The sequence below is a fragment of the Streptomyces ossamyceticus genome (assembly GCF_001418475.1).
Classification (GTDB): domain Bacteria; phylum Actinomycetota; class Actinomycetes; order Streptomycetales; family Streptomycetaceae; genus Streptomyces; species Streptomyces ossamyceticus.
The window spans coordinates 375-7,591 of record NZ_LIQX01000208.1 but is presented as its reverse complement, the minus strand read 5'-3'; the positions used below and the strand labels follow the sequence as shown (position 1 = coordinate 7,591).

Genomic DNA, 7,217 nt, shown 5'->3' with positions numbered 1-7,217 from the left:
GACCAGGACGGTGGCCCGGCGCTCGTCGAGCCACTCCCAGGGGAAGTCGGCCGCCGGGCGCCGGGTGAACGCCGGACCGACGTACCGCAGCTGCGGCAGCCGAGGGCCCGGGCCCGCGAGTTCGGGGGTGGTGAAGGAGAGCACCAGGTCGGGGGAGAAGCGCGGATCGTGGGTGCGCCCCGGGTCGCCGAGGCGGGCGCGCAGCTCCGCGACGAGCCCGGCGGTCCACTGAGCCACCTTCGGCATGCCGTCCAGGGCGTCGCTGAACTCCGCCGGGGTGGTCGACGCGGTGGCGTACGGCACCCCGAGGCGCTCGGCGACGAGGGCACCGGCGAGGGTCTGCTGGTCGGCGACGACGACATCGGGCCGGAACCCCTCGACCGCGCGGCGCACACCGGGCGCCATCGCCCCGGCGAGCGGCACGAGGAACTCCTCCCACAGGAAGCGCAAGGCCGCGGCACCGCGCAGGGCACCCGGACGTTCCGGGAGCGTGGGTACGTCGCACGGGTACACCTCGGCGTCGGGCCCGGCCAGTTCCCCGACGAACCCGGGCAGTCCGGCCCAGGCGGTCCGGTGCCCGCATCTGGTCAGCTCGGCGGCCACGCTGACCGCCGGGTTGACGTGCCCGACCAGGGGCGGCACGACGAACAGGAAGCGGCTCACGTCGCGACCAGCTCCCGGTGGCCGTCCCGTAGCCAGTCGAGCAGCAGCGGGACGACCGTCTCGGGGGTGCCGACAAGCACGGAGTGCCCGTGCCCGGGCACCGTCAGGGTGCGGCAGCGGGGCAGCAGCGATTCCAGCCAGGGCGCCGTGTCGGCCAGGTCGGAGGTGGCGCCGTACACCGCGCAGACCGGCACGTGCAGGCTCTGCCAGGACTCCTCGGCGGGGACGGGGCAGGACGCGATGTCCTCGGCGATGGAGGTGCCGTGCAGCAGCCGGGTGGCCCAGCGCACCAGGCGGGCCTCGTGGCGGCCGTAGGTCTCCTCGATCCACGGCAGGGTGCGCTCGTCGTGGAGCTGGTGGGCGGAGCCGGCCAGGATGCCGCTCATCTTCCTGGCCCAGGCGGCGGTCGGCGGCTCGGACTCGAGCATCAGGATGCCGGAGACCCGCTCGGGGCGGCGCAGCGCGTAGGCGAGGGCGACGGTGCCGCCGAAGGAGTTGCCGACCAGGTGGACGGGCCCTTCCAGGGCGAGGGCGTCGAGGAGCGCGTCCAGGTCGCCGCTGAAGTCCTCGACACCGTAGCCGCGCGGCGGGCGGGAGCTGCGGCCGTGGCCGCGCTGGTCGTACATCACGACGTCGTGTCCGGCTGCGGCGAGCGCGGGCGCGATGGTGAAGTAGTAGCTGGTCAGGTTGTCGGTGGCGATGCCGTGCACGAGGACGACCGTCTGGGGCGGGCCCGGTGCCGGGGTGGGTGCGCCGCTCAGCCGCTCCACGTTCAGCCGGATCCCGCCCGCCTCGATCATGGTCACCGCAGGCACCCCGCGATGTACTGGACGAGTTGTCCGACGGTCAGTCCGATGATGTCGGAGAGTTCGAGCGAGGCGAACCAGGCGGGGAAGTCGACCCGGTCGCCGTAGCGCCCGCCCAGCTCGGCGGTGAGCGTGACCAGGTCGATGGACTCCAGGTCGAGGTCCTCCACGAAGCGGGTGTCGGAGGTGATCGGGGTGTCGTCCAGTTCGAGGTCGTCGAGGACCGTGTGCAGCGCGTCGGTGATCTCGGCGAGGACGGCGGCGTACGCGGGGCCGGTGGTGGCGGGGCTGGTCATGACGGGCTCTCCTCGGTCCAAGCGACGGCGTAGGTACGGGTGGGCAGCCCCGGCGGGTTGGTCACCTCGGCGAGCCGGATGCGCCGCAGCCGGCCGGAGGGCGCCCGGACCGTGAGGGCACGGGCGCCGTCTTCGACCTCGACCGCCGTGAAGTCCCGCGGCCGACCGCCCAGTCCGGTGCCCTCGGCCTTGGCCGCGGCTTCCTTGGCGGCCCAGAACCGGGTCAGCCAACCGGGGCCGCCGCCGAGCCCGGTGAAGAGCGCCCGCTCGTCCGGGGCGAGGATGGCGTCGTAGGCCGTTTCGGGGCGCTCGACGATCTCCTCGATGTCGACGCCGGTGCCGGTGCCAGGGCTGTCGGCGGGGTGGACGAGTGCGACGGCGGCCTCTTGGCAGTGCGCCAGCGACAGTTCCAGAGGCGGGAGTTCTCTGCCGTGTACGCCCTCGGGGCGCGGTCTGCCGCCAGGGTCGTTGACGACCCGTATCTCGGCGGGGAAGACGGGGCCCGCGCCGTGCGCCCACAGGTGGCGGCGTACGGCGTCCTTGGCGGCGATCCGGCCGAGCAGCCACGGGCGCCGGCCGCGCGGGGGGTGCCCGGCGTACTGCTCGCGCTCAGGGCCCGCGAGCTGGCTGCGCATGTATATCTCGCGGGATGCGGGGTCGGGCCAGCGTTCGAAGACCAGCTGCCAGCCGCCCTCCTGGGTTTCCGACAGAGTGTTGTGCTCGGGCCATCGTTTGACCGGATCGACCTCGGGCGGCGAGTCGAAGCGTCGGTCCCGCCAGCCGCGGATCTCGGCCCAGACCTCGCCGTCGCGGGCGAGCTGCGCGTCAGCCACCAGGGCGGTGTCCGTCACGGTGGTGACCCTGATGTGGCAGTCGAGTGCGGTGCCCTGTTCCGGGGGCGGGCCGTGGAAACGGATCTCCTCGACGCCCGTCGGGAAGACGACGGTGCGGTCGGGGTGCGTGGCCATCAGCCAGTAGCCGAGCAGCTGACCGACGTTGTCGAGGAGCGCGCCGGGCGCGGACGGGGTGGTCAGGACACCGCGGACGTGCCGCTCGCCGAGCGCGCGGATCTCGGTGACGCCGCGGAAACGCGGCCCGTGGAACATCCAGCGGTCGTCGTACATCTGCCGCGCGGACACAACCGGACGGCTCTCCGGGGCGTCCGTCCGCCACGCCCGTGGTCGGGGCGCTGTGTCGTGCCCGTCGGCGGTCTCGACCGTGGCGCGGGCGTGGCGCCCGAACTCCACGGCGTACCGCCCCTGTCCCTCGGGCCGGGCCGTGACCGTGGCCTCGGTGGGCGGGGCGGCGACGGTCCACTGCAGAAACCGGGCGTCGTGCACGGCCACGGCCCTCCCCGGGCCGGGCACGGCGTCGATCATGTGCTGCACCAGGGTGGTGGCGGGCACCACGGGCCAGCGGTCGGCGATCTCGGGCCAGTGCGCGGGCTGCCGGAAGAAACAGTGGTCGGCGAGGTACGGCATGGTGTCGAGGGAGATGCGCAGGGTGGTGGCGCGGGTGGTGGCGGCAGGCGGCGGCACCGCCCCGGTCGCCGAGGGCTCGGGGGGCGGCGCCGCGGGCGCGGTGCGGCGCGGGGCCGCCGCCACGGCGAACAGTTCCGCCAGTTCCGCTGCCGTGTCCGCCGTCTCGCCGAGCAGCGAGCGCAGTTCGGCCGCCACGGGGCTCCGCGCGGCCACGGCCGCGAGCCGGTCCAGCCCGGGTGCGGGTGCCGCGCGCAGGGTACTGCGGAGCCGGTCCCGGGTGGCTGCGTCGAGCGAGACGAGCCCGGAGCCGAGGGTGAGGGGGACTGTGACGGGGGCGGCTCGCGGGATCTCCGCGGCCGTACGGACGGTCTGCGCCGTACGGACGGTCTGCGCCGTAGGCTCGGTCTCCGCCGTACGGGCAGCCGCCGCCGTCGACCGAGGCGCGGCCCCCGCCCGCAGCGCCGCGAAGTCCGGCTCGGCACCGTGCGACCAGAGTCCGGCCGCCACCCGGTACAGCTGCGAAAGCCCGCTGTGCCGGGGCGTGTTGGCGCTGAGCGTCAGGCACGCGCGGCCGGTGAGGGTGTCGTCCACGAGAGCCGGCAGCTGGCCCTGGCCCAGCTGCACGAAGGCCCGGAACCCGGCGTCGTACAGGGCCGTGGTGAGCCGCCGGAAACGGACCGGTTCGAGCAGGTGGCGCAGGAAGAGCGCGCGCGCCGCGGCCTCGTCGGCCGGGAAGGGCGCGGCGGTCGTGGCGGACCAGACGGGCACCCGGGGCGGGTGCAGCGTGAAGCCGCGCGCGGCCTTCTCGATGGAGGTGAGGTACGGGGCGAGCATCGGCGTGTGGAAGCCGGACTCGAAGGGCAGCAGCCGACCGAGCACTCCCGCGCCGCGCAGCCGCCCGGTGAGCGCCTCGACCTGGTCGTGAGGCCCGCAGACGACGGTCTGGTGGGGCGCGTTGTCGTGCGAGACGACGACGTCCGGGTACGCCGCGAGCTCGGCGTCCACCTGGTCCGCATCGGTGCCGAACGCGGCGAAGGCGAGCCCCGGGACGCGCAGCGTGGCCGGGTCGAAGTCCCGCAGGAAGGCGTCGACCTGGGCGTCCGCGTACATCCCGCCGACCGCCATCGCCGTCCATTCCCCCACACTGTGCCCGGCCAGCGCGTCCGGCCGGACGCCGATCCGGGCGAGCGCTCCGGCGAGCAGCCGGCCGAGGCCGACGACGGCCGCGCCGTGCCGGGCGACGTCGCCCACGCGGGCGTCCGGCCAGTGCGGCGCCGGCAGGCCGAAGTGGCGGGCGACGTCCTCGGCCCGCGGCTCGAACTCGGCCTCCAGCCCTGGGCAGAGGAAGGCGATCTTCCCGCCGCCCGTGCCGAGCACCGGCCGCGGCGCGCACCAGACGTCGCTCCGGCCGCCCCATGTCCGGGCGCGGGCGACTGCCTTGCGGGCCAGGGCGAGGCGGCGGTCGGTGGGGTCCAGGACGGCGACGCGGGCGCCCCCGGCTCCCCTCGCTCCGCCCTCGGCGGCCGCGCGCAGTTCGGTGTCGTCGGCGTCGAGCAGTTCGGCGAGGTCCTGCGGGGTCGCGGCGGCGAGCCGCAACAGCCGGGGAGGCTCGGCCACTTCGGCACGGTCCGCGGAGGCAGCAGGCCCGGCGCCCGGGCCGCCGGGTGCCGGGGTCGCAGGCGCGACGGCCGATGCCGGTGCGGGAGGAGCCGACGCCGGGGCAGGCGCCCATGCGGGGGCAGGTACGGGCTCCGGTACCGACTCCAGGACGACGTGGGCGTTGATCCCGCCGAAGCCGAAGGCGCTGACCGCGGCACGTCGGACGTCCCCGTCCCAGGGCCGGGCCTGCTGGGCCGGAGCGAAGCGGGTGACGCGGAGCGCCGGGTGCGGGTCGTCGCAGTGCAGGGTCGGCAGGAGCATGCCGTGGTGCACCGCCAGGGCCGCCTTGACGAGGCCCGCCACACCCGCCGCCGGCATCGTGTGGCCGATCATCGACTTCACGGAGCCGATGACGGCGTCGGGACCGGCGTCCGGGTCCGGCGGCCCGAACACCTCGGCCAGCGCGGCCAGTTCGGCCCGGTCGCCGCCGGGGGTACCGGTGCCGTGCGCCTCCAGGAGGCCGAGCGACCCCGGTGCCGCCGGGTCGAGCCCCGCCGCCGCCCAGGCGAGCCGGACGGCGCGGGCCTGGCCGCCGGGGTCCGGGTTGACCAGGGAGCCGGCCCGGCCGTCGCCGGCCACGCCGACGCCGCGGACGACGGCGTAGATCCGGTCGCCGTCGCGCCGCGCGTCCGCGAGCCGTTTGAGTACGACCACGCCGGTGCCCTCGCCCATCAGCACGCCGTCCGCGTCCCGGTGGAACGGGCGGATCCGCTGGGACGGCGACAGCGCCCGCAGCCGGCTGAAGACGGACCAGAGCGTGATGTCGTGGCAGTGGTGCACGCCCCCCGCGAGCATCACGTCGCAGCTGCCCGCGGCGAGCGCGCCGACGGCCTGGTCGAGTGCGACGAGCGAGGAGGCGCAGGCCGCGTCCACGGTGTAGGCGGGGCCACGCAGATCGAGCCGGTTGGCGACCCGGGACGCCGCGAAGTTGGGCACCAGGCCGATCACCGACTCGGGGCTCTGCTCCCCGCCGAGCGCGGCCGTGAACGCCGTCCGTACCGCGTCGAGCCGCTCGCCGTCCAGCTCGGGCAGCAACTCGTGCAGGGTGCGCACCAGTTGGGCGGACGTACGCATCCGCTGGTCGAGTCGGGCGAGCCCGTCGCTCAGATAACCGCCGCGGCCGAGCACGACACCGACCCGGGAGCGGTCTTCGGGCAGTGCGGCGTCCCCCGCGTCGGCGAGCGCGGCCGCGGCGGTGCGCAGGGCGATCAGCTGGTCGGGTTCGGTGCCGGGCACGGAGTCCGGCATGAGTCCGAAGACGGTCGGGTCGAAGGCGGTGAGCGCGTCGAGCCCGTCGACGAAGCCGCCGCGGCGGCAGTAGACGCCGTCGAGGCCGCGCCGTCCGTCCGGGTCGTAGTAGGTGTCCGCGTCCCAGCGGGCCTTGGGCACCTCGGAGATGGCGTCTGCGCCGGTGACGAGGTTGTGCCAGTACGCGCCCAGGTCACAGGCGCCGGGCAGGGTCACCGCCATGCCGACGATGGCGACGGGCTGCCGGTGCCGCGGGGCGGTCGGTCGCATCGTGGGGCTCACCGGCCCGACGCCGTCAGGACGACCTCGTCGGTCTCCGGCTCGCCCCAGGCCAGCTCCCGCAGCAGCGCGAGCACGCCCTCCTCCGGGTCGATCAGCTCGATGCCGCGGCGCGCGTACTCCCGGCCCAGCTCGGGGCCGACCATGCCGCCGTGCGCCCCGACCGGTGCCCACGGGCCCCAGTGCACGGTGACGGTACGGCTGCCGGTGTCGGAGCGCCAGAGGCGGCCGAGGCGGGCGAGCGCGTCGTTGGCGGCGGCGTAGTCGGCCTGGCCGCGGTTGCCGTACACCGCCGCGACGGAGCCGAACATGACGGTGAAGGCGGGCAGTTGGGGAAGCCGCCGGAGAGCCGAGAGCAGTGCGCGGGCGCCGTCCACCTTGGTGCCGTAGACCCGTTCGAAGGAGACGGGGTCCTTCTCGGCGAGCAGCCGGTCCTCGATCACTCCGGCGGCGTGTACGACCCCGTCGATCCGGCCGTACGTCGCGTACGTCTCCTTGACCGCCTGTTGCACGGCCTCCGCGTCCCGCACGTCGAGTGCCCGGTACCCGGCCCGGCCGCCCGCGTCGTGTACCTCGGCCAGGGTCGCGGCGATCTCGCGGCGGGCCAGGACGCGGCCCGCTTCGCGCTCGATCTCGGCGATGCTCAGACCGCCCCGGGCGGCGAGCGCCGCACGCAGCGCGGGCAGGTCGGTGGCATGGGCCGGCTCGTGGTACCCGCCCGTGCCGTCGTCGAGCGGCGTACGCCCGATCAGTTCGACCCGGCAGCGTGCGGCGGCGGCAAGGGC

General features: G+C 75.5%; 5 protein-coding genes. All 5 read right to left on the bottom strand.

From position 1 onward, the window contains the following. Positions 1–663, bottom strand: a 663-nt coding sequence (locus tag AOK15_RS16780; protein WP_167738821.1) for a glycosyltransferase family 1 protein, incomplete at its 3' end; no start/stop codon positions are given. Next, positions 660–1,463, bottom strand: coding sequence for an alpha/beta fold hydrolase (locus tag AOK15_RS16775; RefSeq protein ID WP_055517560.1), 804 nt, complete (start codon positions 1,461–1,463; stop codon positions 660–662). The genes AOK15_RS16775 and AOK15_RS16780, both read right to left, overlap by 4 nt. 2 nt (positions 1,464–1,465) lie before the next feature. Then, positions 1,466–1,765, bottom strand: a complete 300-nt coding sequence (locus AOK15_RS16770; RefSeq protein ID WP_055517555.1) for an acyl carrier protein — start codon at positions 1,763–1,765, stop codon at positions 1,466–1,468. Beyond that, entirely contained in the window at positions 1,762–6,423 is a 4,662-nt protein-coding gene (locus tag AOK15_RS16765; protein ID WP_079058529.1) for a type I polyketide synthase, read from the bottom strand. The genes AOK15_RS16770 and AOK15_RS16765 overlap by 4 nt, the downstream gene beginning before the upstream one ends. 8 nt (positions 6,424–6,431) lie before the next feature. Then, the coding region (locus tag AOK15_RS16760; RefSeq protein WP_240508458.1) for an SDR family oxidoreductase at positions 6,432–7,217 on the bottom strand (786 nt) is incomplete at its 5' end.